This is a genomic window from Curtobacterium sp. MCPF17_011 (assembly GCF_003234145.1).
Lineage (GTDB): Bacteria > Actinomycetota > Actinomycetes > Actinomycetales > Microbacteriaceae > Curtobacterium.
Genome location: NZ_QKSK01000001.1, coordinates 344,549 through 363,997, shown reverse-complemented (window position 1 = coordinate 363,997; position 19,449 = coordinate 344,549). Strand labels below are relative to the sequence as shown.

Here is a 19,449-nt window from a genome sequence, read left to right as displayed (position 1 = left end):
CCTGTCCGCCGCGCCTCCCGTCCGAGGACCACCCGCGGGACGGAATGCACACAGCCGACAGGTGTTGTCTCCGGTTCACCGCCCTCCACCGGAAGGACCCGCATGACCGCGACCCCGCACGCCCTCGTCGTCGGTGCCACCGGCATCGCCGGATCGGCGATCGTCGGCCACCTCGTCGCCGACGGCTGGACCGTCACGGCACTGTCCCGCCGCCCGGGAGCCGAACGGCCGGGCGTCACCTGGCGCTCCGCCGACCTGCGTTCCGCGGAGTCGCTGAACTCGACCCTGGCGGACGTCCCGGCCACCCACGTGTTCTTCACGGCGTGGTCACGGCAGGCGACCGAAGTCGAGAACATCGCCGTCAACGGGGGCATGGTCCGCGACCTGCTCGCGGCGCTCGCCGACGCACCCGTGCAGCACGTGGCGCTGATGACCGGCCTGAAGCACTACCTCGGTCCGTTCGAGGCGTACGGGCAGGGCGCGATGCCGGACACCCCGTTCCACGAGGACGAGCCACGCCTGGAGGTCGACAACTTCTACTACGCGCAGGAGGACGAGCTCTTCGCCGCCGCCGCGCGCCAGGGCTTCACCTGGTCGGTGCACCGCTCGCACACCGTGCTCGGGTACGCGGTCGGGAACGCGATGAACATGGGGCTCACCATCGCCGTCGCCGCTGCGATCAGCCGCCACACCGGCCGACCGATGGTCTTCCCCGGCAGCGAGACGCAGTGGAACGGCCTGACCGACGTCACCGACGCCGACCTGCTCGCCGCGCAGATGGTGTGGGCGGCGACGGACCCGGCCGGGTCGGACGAGGCGTTCAACACCGCGAACGGCGACGTCTTCCGCTGGCGCTGGATGTGGCCGCGGCTCGCTGCGCACCTGGGCGTCGAGGCCGAGGGCTTCCACACCGCACCCCGCCCCTTCGAGGAGCAGATGGTCGACGCCGCCCCCGTCTGGGCCGAGATCGTCGCCGAGCACGGCCTGGTCGAGCCGGACCTGGAGCGGCTGGCGTCCTGGTGGCACACCGACGCTGACCTCGGGCGGGACATCGAGGTGATGACCGACATGTCGAAGAGCCGACTCGCCGGCTTCACCGAGCACCACCGGACGCTCGACTCGTTCACCCGGCTGTTCGACCGCTACCGCGCGGAGCGGCTCGTCCCCTGACGGAGCGCACCCCGGCCGGGTGCCTCACGTGCCCGTGGTCAGCGGGACCTGCACGATCCGGTCGTCGTCTTCACGGGGGTCGCCGCGTCCGTCGGTGTTGTTCGTGACGAACCACAGCGTGTCGTCGGGCCCTGCCAGGACCGTCCGGATGCGGCCGTACTCACCGGCGAAGTACTCCTGCGCACTGCTCGGGTCGTCGACCGGGATCCCGCGGAGCATCCGGCCCTGCAGGTTGGCGATGAAGACGGTGTCACCGACGACGGTCAGGCCGCTCGGGCTCGCGTCGTCGGTGGCCCATTGCTGCACGGGGTCGACGAACCCCTGGTCCTCGCCGCCGGTGCCCTCGACCTCGGGCCAGCCGTAGTCGCTGCCGGGTTCGATGACGTTGAGCTCGTCGTGGGCGTCCTGCCCGAACTCGGAGGCGAACATCGTCCCGTCCGCGCTCCACCCCAGGCCCTGCACGTTCCGGTGTCCGAGGCTCCACACGGGGGAGTCCGGGAACGGGTTGTCCGCGGGCACGTCGCCGTCCGGGGTGAGCCGGAGGATCTTGCCGGCGAGGGAGTCCCGGTCCTGGGCGTCCTCGCTCGCCCCCGCGTCGCCGACGCTGGCGTAGAGCATGCCGTCCGGGCCGAACGCGATCCGGCCTCCGTCGTGGAAGGAGTTCGCGGGCAACCCGTCGATGACCGTCGTGGCGTCACCGAGCTCGTACGAACCCGTCGACCCCTGCAGGTCGTAGCGCTCGATGCGGTTGCCGTCCTTCCCGGTCGAGTACACGAACAGCCCGTCGTCCTGCAGTGCGAGTCCGAGCAGCCCGCCCTCGCCACCGTGTCGCACGCCGGGGACGGTGCCGACGGTGCGTCGCTCGCCGTCCTCCGATAGTTCGAGGACCTCCGCCGAGTCCCGCAGGCTGACGAGGGCGTCGGCACCGTCACCGGTGCGCACGACGGACCAAGGGGCCTCCAGTCCGGCCACCACGTCGGTCGTGGCACCGTCGGGTGCGACCTGCCCAGCTGCCAGGTCGGCCGGGGCGGAGGCCCGGGGTGCGTCCGAGGGGTCGGTCCCGTCCTCGCTCGCGCAGGCGGTCAGCGCCAGGGCGACGAGCGCGACGCTCGCAACCGAGACGGTGCGACGGGTTCTTCCCATGGTGAGCCTCCCGGGCGATGTCCCTCGATTGCACCCCGCGGAGGTGCGGAACCGCTGGGTGCTGGCGGCTCCGAGCAGCCACGGGATCAGACCGACCTCGTCTCGCCGGCCCGGTCGTCGTACGCTGCGTCGAGGTCGCCCCGGACCGCAGCACCGACCCGCCGGTGCCGATCGGCGAGCTCCTCGAGGTCGACCGCCGCGAGCGTGGTCGACGCCTGTTCGAGCACCAGGTCGGCCTGCCGGAGCAACTCCTCGCCGTCGAGCGGGTCCTGGGTGGAGGCCGCACAGTCCCGGAGCATCCGCAGCAGTGCACCCAGGACGATCGGCTCGGCAGAACCGTAGCGGCGGAGCGGACCGCAGACCAGGTCGAGCCAGTACCGCCGGTCCCGGTCCGGGACGACGAGCCGCAGCACACCGGTTCCGTCCTGCACCCGGCGGTCGCGGATGACGACACCTTCCAGCCGCACGAGCAGGTCGGCGCAGTAGCCGATCGCGTGCACGGCGGTGACCGGGTCGTTGATCGCCGGGGACACCGCCTTCACACCGATGTCCGTGAGCTGGCGGAACCCGTACGCGATGTCCTGCTCCATCGTCCGCTCGTACCCGATCTCGAGGGCGCGCTCGACGACGTCCCACGGGTCGGCTGGGCGGCTCCGGAACCACATCCGTGCGATCGGTGCGCCGAGGGTGACGTGGTCCCCGGGCCTGACCCGGAGTTGCACCACGACGTCGTCCCGCCGGGCAGCGTGTGTCAGCGCTGCCGTGTCGATCCGTCGGACGAACCCGGTGCGACGCGCCCGCAGGTTGAGTTCCGGCGCGCGGTCCGGCAGGGATCGGCGCGGGTCCCGCCGGTCGTCCGGGAGTCCGTCGGAGCTGGCCCCGGGCCTCCCGTCGGTCCTCGGCGGGTACGTCGCCGAGATCATCGCCGCCGTCTCACCGTGGACCGCCCGCATGAGTGAGTCGATCCGGAGCGACCGCACGATGTGCCCGACGAACGCGATGAGCGCTCCGGCGGACGCGATCCCCAGGACGAAGACCAGCGCGAGGGCGAACACCGGGAGCCGGGTGCCGCCGATCCCGAGCACGCAGGTGAGGGCGGACACGAAGGTGGCGAGCAGGATCCCGAGCACGGCCTGCGTGACCCGGTCACGAGCGAACTCGCGGAGCAGCCGCGGGGAGAACTGCTGTGACGACAACTGCAGCGCGACGACCGTCAGCGAGAACGTGACCGTCGTCGCGGCCATCACGCTCGATGCGACCACCTGGAGCAGGACACCGGCGGATTCCTGCCCGCCCGGCCAGCGCCACCCGGACGGGCCCGGACGCACCACGAGCAGCAGCAGGGTCACGACCACGGCGACGCCTGCCCAGACGGACGGCCAGAACCAGAGCGCCGCACGAGCGCTCTCCCGGGTGATCCGGTGGGGAGAGGTGGGACGGGACATGCCTGCCACGCTGCGGGTGGAGACCTCGGCGTGCACGCAGGAGCCGCGCTCGCCGGTGGAGTTCACGGTCCCCATCCGGGATGCGCGACGCTGATCGACGCCCGGAGGACGACCGAGGTTCGATCCAGGGACGTCGTGGCTCGCGGCGGACCGTGCAGGTGGAGGTGCTCCGGATGTGGATGCGTGTCGTCCTGCCGCGTCGTGTCCGATCGCGGAGCCTCCCGGGCGTCCTGCACCGGGCCTGGGTCGCGGGTTTCTCGGCGCGTGTGCTGCCAGCACCGGCGGGTCCGGGGAACCCGGGCTGGGCCGAGGTCGAGTTCCTCCTGGACATCGAGACCGCGACCATCGAGGGTGCCGGGGTCTTCGAGATCGAGTTCATCTCGGCGCTGCCGCCGAGGTGCCGCCTCGCGGTCGAGGGGGAGGGATGCCGACTCGATCCGATCTCCCGGCCGCTGCCGTGACCATCCGGCTGCCACCGGCGCGCCCGCGGGCCTCGACCTGCCCGAGTGACCGGACCAGGTGGCCTGGTTCAGTGGGAGGACCACCTCACTGTCCTTGGAGGACACATGACCACCATCGCCATCGTCGGCGCCGGCAAGGGCCTCGGGCTCGCCGTCGCGGAACGCTTCGCCCGCGAGGGCTTCGCCGTCGCCCTGATCTCCCGCAACCAGGCGCGGCTCGACGAACTCGCCGCGTCGCTCCGTGAGCAGGGCCACCAGGCCGCCGGGTTCGCCGCGAACGTCCGGGACGGCGACTCGCTCCGGCACGCGCTCGAGCAGGCCACCGAGCAGCTCGGCCCGATCGAGGTCCTGCAGTACAGCCCGCTGCCGGCGAAGGAGTACATGCGGCCGGTCCTCGAGACGACCGCGGAAGACCTCGTCGGCCCGATCGAGTTCTCCGTCTACGGCTCGGTGAACGCCGTCCGCCAGGTCCTGCCGGGCATGCGGTCGCTCGGGCACGGCACGATCCTGTTCGTCAACGGCGGCAGTGCCGTCCGCCCGGGAGCGCGCGTGACCGGTACCTCGGTCGCGTTCGCCGGCGAGAGCGCCTACGCGCAGCTGCTCCACGACGCCGTCCGCGACGAGGACGTGCACGTCGGCCAGCTCATCATCCCGTTCGGCATCGACGACGGCCAGGACGACCACTCGGGTGAGTCGATCGCCGAGCGACTGTGGGCGATCCACACGGAGCGCGGCGAGTTCCGCACCTACGCCGAGCCGCTGCCCGAGTGACCGCCGACGGGAGGCGCGGTGCCGGACCGCGCCGCGCCTCCCGTCCGTCGCTGCCCACCTCGGCGCCGCGGCGCACTGCCGCCGCACAACAGGAACCGGCTCGAGCCACGGGAGTCCGCGGTTCGAGCCGGTTCCTGTTGTGCGCAGCCTGACCGCGCCGCGGGAGCGCGCCGCGGGAGCGCGCCGCGGGAGCACGCCGCGGGTGCCGCCCGGCGCCACCGGTGGCCCTCCGGGCACCCGCGGGCTACCGTGGGCGCATGCGACGCAGGGACCGCGCGACGGGTGACACCGCGCTGACGGTCGACGAGGCCACCGCGATCGCGGAGCACGCCGAGAACGGGCACCTCGACATGGAGGACCCGGAGGTCCGCCGCCTGGTCGGCGAGGCGAACCGCCTGCTGGTCCGTGCCGGCGTCTGGGGCGTCGCCGAGAGCCCCAGGCAGCGTCGTCGCCGTCGGCTCCTTGCCATCGGCGCCTCCGTGCTCGTGCTCTCCTGGCTCGCCGGGCTCTTCCTGCCCCTGCTCATCAAGCTCACCGAGTAGCGGCGGCGACCGCACACCGGACGGGAGGCCCGGTTTCAGCTGGCACCGCGCCTCCCGTCCGGCGTGCAGGCCGTCCGCCGTCAGGCCGTCCGGCGCACCGCCACCTTCCGCCGACGCCCCGCGACGGCCCCCACCCCGGCGGTGACCAGCAGCGGCAGGCCGAGCGCGAGCACGACGAGCGAGGTCGGGTCCGGCGCGAACGGCAGGTGCGAGACGCCGAGCGGGGTGGGGGTGAACCGCAGCGTGAGTGCCCGGAGCGGCAGGACCCCCAGCGCGACGCCGACCAGCGAACCGACCAGGGTCAGCACCGCGGCCTGCCAGGTGGAGACGCGGCGACGGACCCCGGGTGAGGCGCCGATCGCGTCGAGGACCTCGTCGTCGCGGCGGCCGTCGGCGCGGGCCAGTCCGATCGCGACGGTCGTGGCCCCGAGGGTGACGATGCCGGCGAGCAGGACGACGACCAGGGCGATCGGACGGAACGGGTCCTGCGGTCCGGCCTCGACGGTGAACGACGGGTACCAGGACTCCGCCTGCTGTCCGGCGGAGGCCTGCCAGGTGGCGGCGAGGGCGTCGGAGCGCTCCGTCGACATGCCGTCGGGGAAGCTCCCGACCAGGTAGTTCGGCTCGGTCTCCAGGCCGTGGCGTGCGGCACCCTGCGGGGTGAGGAAGACGGCGATCTGCAGCGGCTCGTCGGTGTGCTCGACCACGGCCGGGACGGTCATGGTGTGCAGGGGCCGACCGGTCGGTCGTTCCCCGTACATCGCGAACTGCGATGCCTTGCGGGTGTCGAACCGGACGACACCGTCCTGGACGAACTCGGGGCGGACGGCGACGGCGTCACCGCGCTCGAGCGCTGCCCGGGCGGCCCGGGAGGGCCGGTGTCCGATCAGCACGCCGAGGTCGTCGGCGCTGCCCGTCAGGACGTGCGGGCTGGTGCTGTCCGGCCCCACCAACCACCCGGCGCAGGGTCCGCTGCCGGCGCTCGTGCAGTCGGGGCGGTGCACGTCGACCGGCAACGTCACCGGGGCGTCGTCCGAGCGGTTCTCGACGCCCGCGCCGAGCACGCGGAGGTGGGCTTCCGGGACGACCTGTCGCACGACGCGGACCGCCCGCGCGGTGAGGTCGGCGTCCGGCACCCCGTCGACGTCGGTGACCGCGGTCGTCCCGACGCCCGTCGCGGTCCTGAACTCGTACTGCTCGTTGCTCTGGGTCGACTGCGACGCGGTGAAGGTCAGGACGACGGTCGCGACGAACACGACGCTCATCACGCTCGCGAGCACCGGGACGGTCCGGACCGGGTTGCGGACGGCGTCCCGCACGGCGATCCGGGCGGGCAGGCCGAACCGTTCGCCGACGCGGGCGACCGCGCCGAGCAGTCGACGGGCGGCCATGACGATGCCGAGCTGCGCCAGGCACGGCCCGAGCGCGACCCCGGCGCCGACGACGAGGGCCAGGTGGTCCTCCTGGACGGGGCGGGCGTTCAGGGCGAGGACCCCGATGCCGCAGGCCAGGGTCATCACGATGCCGACGACGGCGAGCACCGGTCCGGCCGCCGCGGCCCGTCGTCGACGCGACACCGGGGCGGGGCGGGTCGCACCACGGAGGGCGCTGTCCACGTCGACCCGGCTGGCGCTCCGGGCGGCGACGAGCGACGCCGCCCAGCCGGCCAGGAGCCCGAGGACCAGGACGACGAGCAGCACCAGCCAGGGCAGGTGGACGCCGGGGTACTGCGCGCGGTCGCCGGAGTCGAGCAGGTGGAACGCGACGACACCGCCGACGATGCCGAGCGCGCTGCCGACGACGGCCCCCACGGCACCGAGCACGAGCCCGGACGAGGACACCACGGTGAACAGGAAGCGCCGGTCCCCGCCGACGCTGGCGAGCACCGCGTGGGTCCGGGTGTCGGCTCGCGAGCTGACCAGGAACGCGGCCGCCGCGAGCAGCCCGACCTCGAAGAGGGCGAACACCCCGGCCAGGCCGACGTACCCGTAGCTGATGAGGGACCCCGCGCCGCGCGTGCTCGTGCTCGGGAACGGCGGGTGGAGCACGACGGCACGCGACTCGACGACGATGCCGTGGTCGTTGTACCGCTGGATCTCGGGCCAGGTGACGCTGCGGTCGGGCAGGAACACCTGTGCGGTGCCGTCGTCCTCGAGCCCGAGCGACCCCCACTCGCCGAAGACCGCGAGGGTCGAACTCGGCACACCCAGGTCGCGGAGCGTCCCGACGACGGTGACCTGCCGTTGGACGGGGTCGTTGAGCTGGAGCGTCTGGCCGACGGCGATGTCCAGACGATCGAGGGTCGCCGGGGTGACGAGGACCTCGTCCCCGGACCGCGGGACACCGCCGTCGATGCGCTCCCAGTGCCCCTGGAGTGCGCCGGCCCAGGTCTGGCCCTCGACGGCGTTGACCGTGACCGGGACGCGGGGGCCGCTGACGACCGCGGTGCCCTGCCGGACCGGGATCGACGCCGCGCCGTCGGGTACCGAGCCCAGCAGGTCGGGCGTCGGGAAGGCGCTGGCGTCGGCGTCGGAGGTGTCCGGACGGTCGTAGTACCGCTGCAGCGGGCTCTTCTTCGCGATGGTCGACGTGTACCGGTCCACCGGGTCCTGCCGCATGCCGGCGAGGTCCGGGCCGTTCGCCTCGAGCATCGCCGCGGACTGCCCGAGCTCGACGGTCAACCGGTCCTCGGTGCTCTGCGTGCTCGACGCGATGAGCACCCCGCCCGCGGCCAGGCCGGCGATCGGCAAGCCGATGAGCGCCGCGACGAGCACCGCACGCCCGGGCCGGGCGAACGCCAGACGTCGGGCCAGCAGCAGTGCCGGGCGGACGGCGAACGGGGAGCGGCTGCGGATCGTCGGACGGTGTGTGTCCCGCCGGGGCCGCTCGCTCACGGTCGCTCCTGCACGTCGGTCAGGGCCAGCTCGACGCCGGCGTACGACGACTCGTCGACGATCCGGCCGTCGCGGAGGAACACGATGCGGTCCGCCCACGCGGCGTGCCGGGCGTCGTGCGTGACGAGCAGTGCGCCGGCACCGGAGTCGACGTGCCGACGGAGCATGCGGAGGACGACCTCGCCGGTCTGCGAGTCGAGGGCACCGGTCGGCTCGTCGGCGAGGACGAGCTTGCGGTCCCCGACGACCCCGCGGGCGATGGCGACGCGCTGTCGCTGACCACCGGAGAGGTCGTCCGGCCAGGCGTCCAGACGGTGTCCGAGTTCGACGCTCTCGAGCGCGAGCTCAGCGGCCTTCCGTGCACGCCCGGTCCGCCAGCCGTCGAGCTCCAGCGGCAGCGCCACGTTCTCGATCGCGGTCAGGGAGGGGATGAGGTTGAAGTCCTGGAACACGAACCCGAGCACCCGTCGCCGCAGCGCTGCGAGTTCACGGGCGGGCCGGTCGGACACCCATTCGCCGTCGATGCGGACCTCGCCGCTCGTCGGGGGCATCAGGGTGCCGGCGACGGACAGCAGTGTCGACTTGCCCGAGCCTGAGGTGCCCATCACGGCGACCATCTCGCCCGGTCGGATCGTCAGGTCGACACCGGCCAGGGCGGTCACAGCCTGCGCGCCGCTGCCGTACTGCACGGCGACGGCGTCGAGTTCCAGCAGCGGTGCGGTGCTCATCGGACGGCTCCCGTGCCACGGCGGCCGGTTGGCTCGCTGCCGTAGGCGTCCTCGTCGTCGGGGGTGTCGATCGTGGCTCGGGGCGCCGGCTGGTACCGCGCGACGCTCGACTCGACGTGGTCGAGCCACCGGACCTCGGACTCCGCCTGGAACACCATCGACTCGAGCACGAGTGACCACGCCAGTTCCGTCGCCGGGTCCGTCGTGCGCTTCAGTCGGGTCAGGTCCTGCAGCGCCCGGAGCGCCGCAGTCCGCTGCACCTGCACCAGGTGTCGGACGTCCACGTCGGGCACGGTGACCGCGATCGCGAACTTGATCGCCAGCTCGTCGCGACCGCGCTTGGTGGGGACCGGCTCGTTGAACCAGCGGTCGACGGCCTCACGCCCGGCGTCGGTCGCCGTGTAGACGACGTGTCCGTCGTCGTCGGCGTCGCCGCGGGCCACGAGACCGTCGCGTTCCAACCGGTCGAGCGTCGTGTAGACCTGGCCGATGTTCAGCGGCCAGCTGCCCCCCGTGCGGTGCTCGAACTCCCCCCGGAGCTGGTAGCCGTAGCCCGGCTCGGCCACCAGCAGTGCGAGTACGCCCATGCGAACGCTCATCGTTCCCCCTCGACCGTCGGAGCACTTCCCCTCGGGCATACCGAGTATGCACATACCCGGTATGGTTCGGCAAGCGGTCGGGACGGAGATCATCCGGACGACGGACAGGAGGCTCCCCACCGGACCGGTGGGGAGCCTCCTGTCATGCGGTTCGGTGCGTCAGCTGTGCAGCTTCGACAGCTCCTGGAACTCGTCGTCGGAGAGCTCGATCGTCGCGCCCTGCAGGTTGTCCTCGAGGTGGTCGACGCTCGACGTGCCCGGGATCGGCAGCATGACGGGCGAACGCTTGAGCAGCCAGGCCAGTGCGACCTGCGCCGGGGTGGCGTCCTTCTGCTTCGCCAGCTCGGTCAGCGGCGAGTCATCGCCGGTCAGCCCACCGGTCGCGAGCGGGAACCACGGGATGAACCCGATGCCCTGCTGCTCGGACCAGTCGAGGAGCTCCTCGGCCGACCGGTCGGTGAGGTTGTAGAGGTTCTGCACGGAGACGATCGTGGCGATCTCCTGCGCGGCCTTCACGTCGTCGACGGAGACCTCGGACAGCCCGATGTGGCGGATCTTGCCTTCGTCCTGCAGCTTCTTGAGTTCACCGATCTGGTCCTCGAGCGGGACCTTCGGGTCGATGCGGTGCAGCTGGAACAGGTCGATGCGCTCGAGACCCAGGCGGCGGAGGCTCATCTCGGCCTCCTGGCGCAGGTACTCCGGGCGGCCGACCGGCGGCCACTCGTTCGGGCCGGTGCGGGTCAGGCCGGCCTTGGTCGCGATGACGACGTCGTCGCCGTAGGGGTGGAGGGCCTCCTTGAGGAGCTCCTCGGCGACGTAGGGGCCGTAGGAGTCCGCGGTGTCGAAGAAGTTCACCCCGAGTTCGACGGCGCGCTTGAGGACGCGGATCGCCTCGTCGTGGTCCTTCGGCGGTCCCCACACGCCGGGGCCCGTGAGCTGCATGGTGCCGTAGCCGAGGCGGTTGACCTCGAGGTCCCCGCCGATGCGGAAGGTGCCGGAAGATGCGGCCGGACGGTTCGTGGTGTCAGTGCCAGTGGTCATCCACCCGGTCTACGCCTGCCCGGCACCACGTTCCTGAGGGTCCGCCCGGGCACGGGGGTACGGCGTCTCACCGCGCTCGAGCATCCCGACCAGCTTCGCCACCCGGTTCGCTCGCGCCGTCGGACTCGGAGCAGTCACCACCCGGTGCACGACGGCGTACCGGTTCGTCGCGTCGAGGTCCGCGAACAGCGCAGCCGCCGTCGGCACCACGTCGAGCGCCACACGGAGGTCGGTGGGCACCTCGGCGGTCGCCGCACCCGCGTACGCCCGGTCCCACCGGCCGTCGGCCTGCGCCCGGTCGATCTCCGCCTGCCCACGGGACCGCATCCGTCCGGCCGCGATCAGCCCCGCGACCAACCCGACGTTCCGCTGCGACCACAGCGACGCCTTCCGCCGCGGGGTGAACCGCTGGAGGAACGTGGCCGCGTCGAGCCCGCGCTTGGACCCGTCGATCCACCCCGAGCAGAGCGCCTCGTCGAGGGCCTGCGCGTACGTCAGGCTCGTCGGACTCGTGGTGCCCTTCTTCGCGAGCACCAGCCACACCCCGTCGGACAGGTCCTCGTGGCCGTCCAACCAGGCGCGCCAGGCAGCGGCGTCGGCGACGACGAACGGCTCGATCTCCATGGCCCGATGGTAGGACTCAGGCCCTCCCGGCGCCGCTGACCCGCACGGCGTCGGCCCAGGCCGTCACCCAGCCCGGCAGGGTCAGGTCGCGGGGTGACCCACCGACGGCCGGGAGCAGCTCGTCGGGCTGCACCGTGCCTCCCGTCCGACGGAGGAACCGGGCCTGCACGACGGCCCGGGCTATGACGTCCTCGTGGCGGACGAAGGTCTGCTCCATGTACACGGCGCGCTCGTCCACACCGAGCACCCGCGACCGCAACTCGAAGCGCTGCCCGAGCGTCAGCGACCGCTTGTAGGTGATCGTCTGCGCGGCGACGACCGGGTACCACCCGTGCTCACCGAAGGTGCGCCAGGCACCCGACCGGAGCATCAGCTCGAAGCGGCCGAGGTCGAGCAGCGACAGGTACTTGCCGTTGTTCACGTGCCGGAGCGGGTCCAGGTCCGTGAGCGTCACGCGGAACGGGGTCCGCGACTCGTCCCACAGCGACAGCCGGCGACGCGGGGAGAGGCGCACGCGCAGCGTCAGCAACAGGAGCCGGAAGGTCAGGTTCACGCCCCGATCCGACCACGCGGAGAACGGACATCAGCTGTTTTGAAGACTACGTTCAGCTTCAACAGGCTCGCCGAGCCACGAAGGGATCCTCAGCATGAGCACCACCTCCGCGACCGGTCGTCCGACCACGGTCACCGTCTCGTTCATCCTCTGGCTGATCGTCGTCGTCGTCGGCATCATCGGCGGCATCATCAACGTCATCGGTGTCGGATCGCAGACGGACGACACGACCATGCGCGCGGGGCTGACGGTCGGCGCGGTCATCGCGATCGTCATCGCACTCGTCGAGCTCTTCATCGTCTTCAAGATGCGTGACGGCCGGAACTGGGCCCGCATCGTGCTGCTCGTCCTGGCGATCCTGCAGCTGCTCGGCATCTTCGCCGCCTTCTCGGTCTTCGGGACGATCACGTTGATCCTGGTCATCGTCGCCACCGTACTGATGTTCCTGCCGGCGTCGAACGCGTACTTCCGCAAGCACTGACGACCAGCTCGCACCACCCGACGGACCCGGTACCGCGCACATCGCGCGGACCGGGTCCGTCGGCGTTCGTGGTCTCGTGCGCAGACGCCGCTGCCGTGCATTCCCGTCAGGCGGGCACGGTCAGTGCCTCCCTCGGCTCCGGCGGAGGCGAGTACACCGGGGACTGCGAACGAAAGGACCACGCATGCAGACACGCACACTCGCCGACCTCCAGGTCGGTGCGATCGGCCTCGGCACCATGGGCATGAGTGCCTTCTACTCGGGTGCCGGCTCGGACGACGCCGAGTCCATCCGCACCATCCACCGCGCCATCGACCTCGGCGTCACGCTCTTCGACACCGCCGAGGCGTACGGCCCGTACACGAACGAGGAGCTCCTCGCCGAGGCCCTGCACGGCCGCCGCGACGAGGTCGTCATCGCCACCAAGTTCGGCCTGTACCACCACGAGGCCGACGAGCAGACGCCGACCCAGACCCGCGCGATCTCCAGTGCGCCGGAGTCCGTCCGCGTCGCCCTCGAGGGCTCGCTCCGCCGGCTCGGCACCGACCACATCGACCTCTACTACCAGCACCGCGTCGACCCGGCCGTGCCGATCGAGGACGTCATCGGACAGCTCGCCGGCTTCGTGCAGGAGGGCAAGATCCGCCACATCGGTCTCTCCGAGGCCAGTGCCGCCACGATCCGGAAGGCCCACGCCGTCCACCCGATCACGGCCCTCCAGAGCGAGTACTCGCTCTGGACGCGGGACCCCGAGGGTGACGTGCTCGACACCCTCCGTGAGCTCGGCATCGGTCTGGTGCCGTACTCGCCGCTCGGCCGTGGGTTCCTCACCGGAGCCATCACGAAGCCGTCCGACCTGGGTGACGACGACTTCCGCTCCGCGAACCCGCGCTTCCAGCAGGAGGCATTCGCGGCGAACATGAAGATCGTCGACGTCGTGAAGGGCATCGCGGACGAGGTCGGCGGCACCCCGGCGCAGGTCGCGCTCGCCTGGCTGCTCGCCCAGGGCGACGACATCGTCCCGATCCCCGGCACGAAGCGCGTCACGCGCCTCGAGGAGAACGTCGGCGGCGCCGACCTCACCCTCACTGCCGAGCAGGTCGAGCGCCTGACGTCGCTGCCGCTGCCGACCGGCGACCGCTACCCGGACATGTCCAGCATCGGTCGCTGACGCGACCACCGGTCGGACGGGAGGCCCGGTGCCAGCTGGCACCGGGCCTCCCGTCCGTCTCCGCGTGGGGCGTCGCGCGGACGGCCACTCGTCATCGGCCCGGGGGGCCGCGATCAGGTCCCGAGCGACGCGAGCTGCACGTCGAGGACGTGCTCGCGGCGAGCGGGTGCGGAAGCCTGGCTGCGCGTCCACGCGAAGCCGGCGGCGAGGATGAACAGGTCGTCGCCGTCCAGGTCGGACCGAGCGACCCCGGCCTGCTGCGCGCGTGCGAGCAGCTCCGCGCCCGACGTCCGCATCTCGACGCACGCGGCATGCAGGGCGGAGTCCGGGTCGTGGATCGCCGAGGCCATGACGTCGATGACACCACGGTAGACGTCGGCGCTCCTGACGAACTCCCGGACCCAGGTGAGCAGCGCAGCGCGGGGGTCGTCCGCCGTCATCAGGGCTCGTCCGTGCTCAGCCAGTTCCGTGAAGCCGGTGCGGAGCAGCACCTCGAGCAGGGCGTCCCGGGTCGGGAAGTTCCGGAGGAGCGTCGCCAGGCCGACGTCGGCACGACGGGCGATGACGCGGAGGGACGCGTCGGCCCCGTCCTCAGCGAAGACGGCGGCAGCCGCGTCCACCAGGGCATCGTGGTTCTTGCGTGCGTCTGCTCGCATCCGGGCACCTCGTTTGCTATCTGGATCAGTGGTCCATATATTCGGATCACTGGTCCACTTCGGTCCAGTCTAGATGACCGACAGGCAGACACGATGACCGAGTTGATGATGCACGCAGTCCAGGTCCACACCCCGGGCGGACCGGAGGTCCTGCGGTACGAGCAGGTGACCCGGCCGGAGCCGCAGGCGGGCGAGGTGCTCGTCCGGGTCCACGCCATCGGGCTCAACCCACCGGACTGGTACATGCGGGACGGCATGACGATCCTGCCGCCGGAGTGGCGACCCGTCCTCGCCTACCCCCTGATCCTCGGCTCGGACATCTCCGGCGTGGTCGAAGCGGTCGCCCCCGACGTCACGGACTTCGTGCCCGGCGACGAGGTCTTCGGCCTGATCCGCTTCCCGGACGCCCCGGCGAACGCGTACGCGGAGTACGTCGCGGCACCGGCGACCGACCTGGCGCACAAGCCGGCGAGCATCGACCACGTCCACGCGGCCGCGGCGCCGATGGCGGGGCTGACGGCCTGGCAGTTCCTCATCGAGCTCGGGCACGACACCGTGCCGCCGTTCCAAGCGGAGCTGCACCGCCCGGTGCCGCTGCACGAGGGAACCCGGGTCCTGGTCAACGGAGCCGCCGGCGGTGTGGGCCACATCGCCGTCCAGCTCGCGAAGTGGAAGGGCGCGTACGTCGTCGCGGTCGCTTCGGGAGCGCACCGACAGTTCCTCGAGGAACTCGGAGCGGACGAGTTCCTCGACTACACGGTGACGCCCCCCGAGGAATCCGGTGCGGAGTTCGACCTCGTCCTCGACAGTGTCGGCGGGCCGGCCACCGGTCGGTTCCTCGCGAACGTCACGCGCGGTGGTGCGCTCTTCCCGGTCTTCTCCGGTCCCGTCGACCCCGAGCAGGCCGCGGCCGCGGAGGTGTCGGTCTCGAGCACCCAGGTGCGCGCGAGCGGTGCCCAGCTCGCCCAGCTCGCCGAACTCCTCGAGACGGGGGTCGTGCGCGTCGCGATCGACAGCACCTTCACCCTGGCCGACGCGCAGCTCGCGCACGAGCGGGCCGCCGCAGGCCACCTCGAAGGCAAGATCGTGCTCACCGTCGCATGAGCGCCGCCACCCACGAGATCCAGCAGGTCATCGCGCAGTACGGCTCGGCGCTCGATACGCACGACCTCGACGCCCTCGCCGCCGTGCACCGGGACGACGCCGAATGGTCCTTCGCCGTCAGGGACCAGGTCGTCATGGGCCCGATCCGCGGGCGGGACGCCATCATCGGTTTCGCTTCCGCACCACCGGACGGGCCGCCCGTCCAGCAGCGGCACCTGCTCACGAACACCGTCATCACGGGTGCCGCGGACGGGACCAGCCGGGCGACCGCCCTCCTGACGCTGATCGCCGTCGACGGCACCACGCCGGTCATCGTCGCGACGGGCACGGCCACCTTCACGCTCAGCGTGGCCGACGAGGTGTGGCGGATCGCAACGCTCCGCATCGCGTTCGACAACCCACCGCTGCCGCACTGACCGGACGGGAGGCGCGGTGCGGGCCGGCACCGCGCCTCCCGTCCGTCCCTGAGCGGTCCAGGTCCCGGGTCAGACCTCGGCGGCGAAGCCCGCGACGCGGAGCTGCAGGTCCTCGATGCGCCGGAGCCGTGCGGCCTCGACGTCGTAGCCCTCGTACGCCGGTGGCGGGGTCTTCCGGACGTTCCGCGAGCACTGGAAGTCCTGGCAGACCAGGGTGCCGACGGTGTCGCCCTTCCGACCCGCCGGACCGGAGCGCTTGGCCGAGTAGAAGACCACGTCGTTCGGCAGCTTCACGTCCTGACACCACGAGCACTGGGCACGGGAGCGTGGCGACGCTTCGGCCTGCCGGAACACGATGCCGATCAGGGCGCCGTCGAGGGTCGGGATGACCGCGTAGGCCCGACGCGAGGTCTTCGGGTCACGCCACCCGAGGAAGGTCAGGTCCTCCCAGTCGACGGCGTCGAGGTCGGGGACGGTCATGTCGGTGACCTCGCGGCGGGAGGCGTTGACGAAGGAGGCGCGGAGGGCCTCGATGGTGATCGGGAGCATGGTGAACCTGTCGTTCTGGCACCGGCGCAGCAGTGTGCGTCTCAGGTGCGTTCGTTCTGGAGGGGTCGACGACGAAGCCGTGTCGATGACACGGCAGGGGCGTCAGGCCCTGATGTCGGCGCAGGCGCCGACGACCTCCTCGGAACGGTTGCTCACGGCCTCACCTTACGGCTGGGCGACGACGAGCACCAGCGAGCCCTCGTACGACGGCTGCACGCGGAGCCGGCCGTACCGGGCGTCCCACGAGCCGTCCTCGATCGCGGTGCGGAGGGCGGCGACCGAGCGGGCGGCGGTCATCTCGTCGACCGAGACCCACGCCGGGTCGGCCCGGCGCGCGCTGGCGTCGAGCAGTCGTTCCGGCCGGGCGTAGTACGCCTCGGAGAACCCGTCGACGCACGTGAAGGGGATCGGCACGGGCGTCGTCGTGACCACCCCGCCGAGGGCGTCGCCGATCCGGTCGAGTGTCGGCCAGCGCCGGGCCTCGTTCGCCAGGACGTCCGGGGCGTAGTCGGCGAGCCAGTGGTCCTCGATGCGGGCCGGGTCGCGGGTGAGCAGGACGACCGGCCCACGGGTGACCCGACGGACCTCGGCGAGACCCCGTTCCAGGTCGGGCCACACGGGCAGTGCGAAGGCCGACGAGGCGGCGTCGAACGAGTCGTCGGCGAAGGGCAGGGCCTCGTCGGGAGGCTCGACGGCGGTCAGGTCCCGGTCGCGCGGCTCGTACGCGCCGGCACCAGCGCCCGCATCCGCACCGGCTCGGACGTGGAGGACCGTGCGGGCCTGCCCGAGCGCCACCCGGATCGCCCGTTCGAAGACCGGCTCCGGCCGGCGGTGACGGGACGCGCTGTCGGCGGTGCTGTCGGCCCTGCCGTGCTCGGCCTCGCCGGCGGGTCCGTCCGCAGTCCTCGTCACGCCGTCAGCCTACGGCGGTGACGTCGTCGGCACCCGGTCCCGGTCTGTCGAAGCCGGTCTCAGTCGACCTGGTCGACCGGCTCCGAGGTCCGGGCCGCCGCACGCTGCTCGGCCAGCTCGGTGGCGGCCCAGGTGCCGAGGAGCGACAGGGACCGTTCGGACTCCGACCCGGCGTCGGCGCCGTACGTGAACACCGTCAGCCCGGGGTCGGCCACCAGGTCGAGCGCCTCGAACGTCAGCTCGAGGTCACCGACGATCGGGTGGTGTAGGTGCTTCCGGCCCGAGCGGTGCACGTGGACGTCGTGCTCGGCCCACCAGGTGCGGAACTCCTCGCTCTTCGCCGAGAGCTCGCTGACCAGTGTCATCAGCCCGGGCTCGCACGGGTTCGATGCCGCCGTGGTGCGGAGGACGGCCACGGCGTCGCGGGCGGTCTGCTCCCAGCGGGGGAAGAAGTCGCGGGCCGCGGGGTCGAGGAACGCGAAGCGCGCCGTGTTCACCGGACGTCCGGCGCCGGCGAAGACGGGGGCGTAGAGCGCGTGGCCGAGGGTGTTCGCGGCGACGATGTCGAGCCGCTCGTTGCGCACCCACGCCGGGGCGCCGGTGATCGCGTCGAGTAGTCGCTGCACCGCCGGGCGCACCGACGTCGGCACCGGACGGTGGGTGGTCTTCACACCGGCGTTCGCCAGGTGCGCGAGGTCCGCCAGGTGCGCCCGCTCTGCCTCGTCCAGCTGGAGCGCCGTGGCGAGGCCGTCGAGCACGCCCTCGGAGACGCCTTTCAGGGTGCCTCGTTCGAGCCGTGTGTAGTAGTCGACGCTGACGCCGGCGAGCATCGCGACCTCGTGTCGTCGGAGTCCCGGGACGCGCCGGGTGCCTCCGCCGAAGGCCGGCATGCCGGCCTGGTCCGGGGTGAGCCGGGCTCGACGGCTGGACAGGAAGTCGCGGATCTCGTTGCGGACGTCGATACCCATGCGCCAAGGCTACGTGTGCGTCCCTCCGGCACCGGACGGGAGGCCCGGTACCGGTTCGGAGACCTGCTCGTTAGAGTGCGCGGCCGGTGTGGGCGGCGAGCCAGGCGGCCGGGTCGACCGGCAGGGTGCCGTCCATCAGGACCTCGAGGTGCAGGTGGGCTCCGGTCGAGACACCGGAGGACCCGACGCTGCCGATGAACTGTCCGGGCTCCACGCGGTCGCCGACCTGCAGGGGCGACGACCCGGGGATCATGTGGCCGTACAGGGTCGAGACCTTCCGGCCGTCCACCTGGTGGTCGATGATGACGGTCTCGCCGTACGAGAAGTAGATCCCCGACACCCGGACGGTGCCCGCGGCGACGGCGCCGATCGGAGCGCCCATGCCCGGGTTGAAGTCGAGCCCCTGGTGCAGGGACGAGCACGCGCCGCAAGGAGCGGAGCGGTACCCGAAGCCCGAACTCATCCGGACCGCGCCCGGGAACGGGGAGCGGATCGCGTCGCCGTAGGTCACCGTCTCACCGGCCACCACGGCGCCGGCGTCCGTCGACGCGACACCGCCGCCGACCGTGAAGCCGTCGCGCGAGGTGCTCGGGAGCGCCACCTGGGTGACGGCGAAGTCCTGGGTGCTCACCGCGGGGGCGAGGGTCGCGATCGCCGAGGACCCCCCGGTGCCGGCGTGAGCGGGCATCGCGGCGGCACCGAACATGGCGAGGGCGGCGGCGGCGCTCGTCAGGGTGAGCTGGCTGGCCCGGGCTCCGCGTCGGCGGCTGACGGGAGTCGTGGTGCTCGCGGTGCCGGTGCCGACCGTCGTCGTGCTGGCGATCGCGACAGCCCGCCGCGGGACCCGGCGGATGCGGGTGTCGGCTTGCGTGACGACCGGGGCCGCGACGACCGGGGCGGTGACGTCCGGGGTCGCGACGACCGGGGTGGTGACGTCCCGGGTCGCGACGTCCGGGACGGCTGCCGGTCGCGCAGCTCGCAGGCGCGGCTTCGTCGCGGCGGCCTGCTCGGCCCGCTCCGCCGCCAGGGCAGCGCGACGCGTCAGGTGCACGACGGGCGTGCTGCTGGGGTGGTCTGCATCTGGGGGAGTCATGGCCGGAGCCCATTCTGCACGAAGCTGTCCGGTTGTACAGCCCCTCGTTCCGCGGCCATCTGCGGTGGGGAGTGCGGAGAGCGACCGGATCCGGGCCTCCCGGCTGTGGATCAGTAGGGTCGAGGCAA

Annotated in this window: 21 protein-coding genes; 8 read left to right on the top strand and 13 right to left on the bottom strand. The window is 72.2% G+C overall.

Going from position 1 to position 19,449, the window contains the following annotated elements; translation table 11 throughout:
* The first annotated feature begins 102 nt into the window (after positions 1 to 102).
* Positions 103 to 1,170 (top strand): SDR family oxidoreductase, encoded by a 1,068-nt coding sequence (locus DEJ25_RS01765; RefSeq protein WP_111043571.1) that lies wholly within the window; start codon positions 103 to 105, stop codon positions 1,168 to 1,170.
* 24 nt (positions 1,171 to 1,194) lie between these two features.
* Here DEJ25_RS01765 and DEJ25_RS01760 read toward each other — a convergent pair whose 3' ends face one another.
* Both DEJ25_RS01760 and DEJ25_RS01755 read right to left on the bottom strand, forming a co-directional pair.
* Positions 1,195 to 2,313 carry a sorbosone dehydrogenase family protein gene (locus DEJ25_RS01760; protein WP_111043570.1) on the bottom strand — a complete coding sequence of 373 codons (1,119 nt, stop codon included), beginning with the start codon at positions 2,311 to 2,313 and terminating at the stop codon, positions 1,195 to 1,197.
* Between the two features lie 86 nt (positions 2,314 to 2,399).
* Positions 2,400 to 3,758, bottom strand: a complete 1,359-nt coding sequence (locus DEJ25_RS01755; protein ID WP_181427317.1) for a DUF2254 domain-containing protein — start codon at positions 3,756 to 3,758, stop codon at positions 2,400 to 2,402.
* 80 nt (positions 3,759 to 3,838) lie between these two features.
* On the opposite strand from DEJ25_RS01755, the gene DEJ25_RS01750 reads away from it, so the two are divergent.
* The 3 genes from DEJ25_RS01750 to DEJ25_RS01740 all read left to right on the top strand — a co-directional run bounded on the left by DEJ25_RS01750 (position 3,839) and on the right by DEJ25_RS01740 (position 5,532).
* Entirely contained in the window at positions 3,839 to 4,219 is a 381-nt protein-coding gene (locus DEJ25_RS01750; protein WP_110902799.1) for a hypothetical protein, read from the top strand.
* A gap of 105 nt (positions 4,220 to 4,324) precedes the next feature.
* Complete coding sequence (locus DEJ25_RS01745; protein ID WP_110902798.1) at positions 4,325 to 4,990, top strand: SDR family oxidoreductase; 666 nt, start codon at positions 4,325 to 4,327, stop codon at positions 4,988 to 4,990.
* A gap of 257 nt (positions 4,991 to 5,247) precedes the next feature.
* Positions 5,248 to 5,532, top strand: a complete 285-nt coding sequence (locus tag DEJ25_RS01740) for a hypothetical protein (RefSeq protein ID WP_110902797.1) — start codon at positions 5,248 to 5,250, stop codon at positions 5,530 to 5,532.
* 80 nt (positions 5,533 to 5,612) lie between these two features.
* Here the strand turns inward: DEJ25_RS01740 and DEJ25_RS01735 are convergent, their stop codons facing one another.
* The 6 genes from DEJ25_RS01735 to DEJ25_RS01710 form a co-directional block, all read right to left on the bottom strand.
* On the bottom strand, positions 5,613 to 8,426 hold the full coding sequence (locus DEJ25_RS01735; protein ID WP_111043568.1) for an FtsX-like permease family protein: 2,814 nt from the start codon (positions 8,424 to 8,426) through the stop codon (positions 5,613 to 5,615).
* Entirely contained in the window at positions 8,423 to 9,154 is a 732-nt protein-coding gene (locus DEJ25_RS01730; RefSeq protein WP_111043567.1) for an ABC transporter ATP-binding protein, read from the bottom strand. Before DEJ25_RS01730 ends, DEJ25_RS01735 begins: the two co-directional genes overlap by 4 nt.
* The gene (locus tag DEJ25_RS01725; protein ID WP_110902794.1) at positions 9,151 to 9,753 is read right to left on the bottom strand and encodes a PadR family transcriptional regulator; all 603 of its coding nucleotides are present in this window, start codon (positions 9,751 to 9,753) and stop codon (positions 9,151 to 9,153) included. Before DEJ25_RS01725 ends, DEJ25_RS01730 begins: the two co-directional genes overlap by 4 nt.
* A gap of 159 nt (positions 9,754 to 9,912) precedes the next feature.
* A complete protein-coding gene (locus DEJ25_RS01720; RefSeq protein ID WP_110902793.1) occupies positions 9,913 to 10,794 on the bottom strand; it encodes an aldo/keto reductase in 882 nt (293 codons plus the stop codon).
* Positions 10,795 to 10,803: 9 nt separating this feature from the next.
* Positions 10,804 to 11,418, bottom strand: a complete 615-nt coding sequence (locus tag DEJ25_RS01715; protein ID WP_110902792.1) for a YdeI family protein — start codon at positions 11,416 to 11,418, stop codon at positions 10,804 to 10,806.
* Positions 11,419 to 11,434: 16 nt separating this feature from the next.
* Positions 11,435 to 11,971, bottom strand: a complete 537-nt coding sequence (locus DEJ25_RS01710; protein ID WP_110902791.1) for a thioesterase family protein — start codon at positions 11,969 to 11,971, stop codon at positions 11,435 to 11,437.
* Between the two features lie 94 nt (positions 11,972 to 12,065).
* On the opposite strand from DEJ25_RS01710, the gene DEJ25_RS01705 reads away from it, so the two are divergent.
* Together DEJ25_RS01705 and DEJ25_RS01700 are read left to right on the top strand one after the other, a co-directional pair.
* On the top strand, positions 12,066 to 12,452 hold the full coding sequence (locus DEJ25_RS01705) for a hypothetical protein (RefSeq protein ID WP_111043566.1): 387 nt from the start codon (positions 12,066 to 12,068) through the stop codon (positions 12,450 to 12,452).
* Positions 12,453 to 12,636: 184 nt separating this feature from the next.
* The gene (locus DEJ25_RS01700; RefSeq protein WP_110902789.1) at positions 12,637 to 13,623 is read left to right on the top strand and encodes an aldo/keto reductase; all 987 of its coding nucleotides are present in this window, start codon (positions 12,637 to 12,639) and stop codon (positions 13,621 to 13,623) included.
* A gap of 113 nt (positions 13,624 to 13,736) precedes the next feature.
* Here the strand turns inward: DEJ25_RS01700 and DEJ25_RS01695 are convergent, their stop codons facing one another.
* Entirely contained in the window at positions 13,737 to 14,279 is a 543-nt protein-coding gene (locus DEJ25_RS01695) for a TetR/AcrR family transcriptional regulator (protein WP_110902788.1), read from the bottom strand.
* Positions 14,280 to 14,372: 93 nt separating this feature from the next.
* Between DEJ25_RS01695 and DEJ25_RS01690 the strand changes: the two genes are divergently transcribed.
* The gene (locus DEJ25_RS01690) at positions 14,373 to 15,383 is read left to right on the top strand and encodes an NADP-dependent oxidoreductase (protein ID WP_181421487.1); all 1,011 of its coding nucleotides are present in this window, start codon (positions 14,373 to 14,375) and stop codon (positions 15,381 to 15,383) included.
* Positions 15,380 to 15,799 (top strand): nuclear transport factor 2 family protein, encoded by a 420-nt coding sequence (locus DEJ25_RS01685; protein ID WP_110902787.1) that lies wholly within the window; start codon positions 15,380 to 15,382, stop codon positions 15,797 to 15,799. Before DEJ25_RS01690 ends, DEJ25_RS01685 begins: the two co-directional genes overlap by 4 nt.
* Before the next feature lie 69 nt (positions 15,800 to 15,868).
* Here the strand turns inward: DEJ25_RS01685 and DEJ25_RS01680 are convergent, their stop codons facing one another.
* The 4 genes from DEJ25_RS01680 to DEJ25_RS01665 all read right to left on the bottom strand — a co-directional run bounded on the left by DEJ25_RS01680 (position 15,869) and on the right by DEJ25_RS01665 (position 19,321).
* Positions 15,869 to 16,348, bottom strand: coding sequence for an FBP domain-containing protein (locus DEJ25_RS01680; RefSeq protein ID WP_111043565.1), 480 nt, complete (start codon positions 16,346 to 16,348; stop codon positions 15,869 to 15,871).
* A gap of 165 nt (positions 16,349 to 16,513) precedes the next feature.
* On the bottom strand, positions 16,514 to 17,260 hold the full coding sequence (locus DEJ25_RS01675) for a class I SAM-dependent methyltransferase (protein ID WP_111043564.1): 747 nt from the start codon (positions 17,258 to 17,260) through the stop codon (positions 16,514 to 16,516).
* Positions 17,261 to 17,319: 59 nt separating this feature from the next.
* Positions 17,320 to 18,228, bottom strand: coding sequence for a helix-turn-helix transcriptional regulator (locus tag DEJ25_RS01670; RefSeq protein ID WP_181421486.1), 909 nt, complete (start codon positions 18,226 to 18,228; stop codon positions 17,320 to 17,322).
* Between the two features lie 70 nt (positions 18,229 to 18,298).
* Entirely contained in the window at positions 18,299 to 19,321 is a 1,023-nt protein-coding gene (locus tag DEJ25_RS01665; RefSeq protein ID WP_111043563.1) for a M23 family metallopeptidase, read from the bottom strand.
* Between the last annotated feature and the right edge of the window lie 128 nt (positions 19,322 to 19,449).